The organism is Helicobacter sp. MIT 14-3879 (genome assembly GCF_003364125.1).
On the sequence record NZ_NXLP01000198.1, the window covers coordinates 1 to 490 of the forward strand.

General features: G+C 34.7%; 1 protein-coding gene. It reads right to left on the reverse strand.

The annotated features are described in order from the left end of the window. The coding region (locus tag CQA44_RS12320; RefSeq protein ID WP_147289820.1) for a TolC family protein at window positions 1–490 on the reverse strand (490 nt) is incomplete at both ends.

Consider the following 490-nt stretch of genomic DNA (forward strand, 5'->3'; position numbering starts at 1 on the left):
GGCTGGTATGAGTGTGGAATCTATGACTACAAGGTTTTCTTGCAGAGTTTTAAGTTTGCTAAGAAGAGTTTTAGCATTGTGTTTAATCTTATTGCTAATCTCTAAGACCTGACTTTGTTGCAGGAGATTCTGATATTGTGCCTCTTTGACTTGTGCAGGTTCTTTACCCCAAATTGGCAGCGGCATAGAGATTCCTAGTGCAAACATATCGGGTTTATTGAGACGAAACATATAACTAAAATTGAATCCTAAGTCTGGTACTAGACTTCTTTTGGCTGATTGGATAGAATCTGTGCTTATAGCATATTGCAAATGCGCTATGGCAATTTCATAGTTACTTTGCATAATTTCATACAAGAATTTTTCACTCTCTATGTCATTTAAGTTACTTAATAGAGTCTTTATATCGGCATTGTTCCATAGATAATCCTTTGATTCTTGTAGATTCTCAAAACTAATTTCACTTATAGCAATATGGGAATTCTCTAAT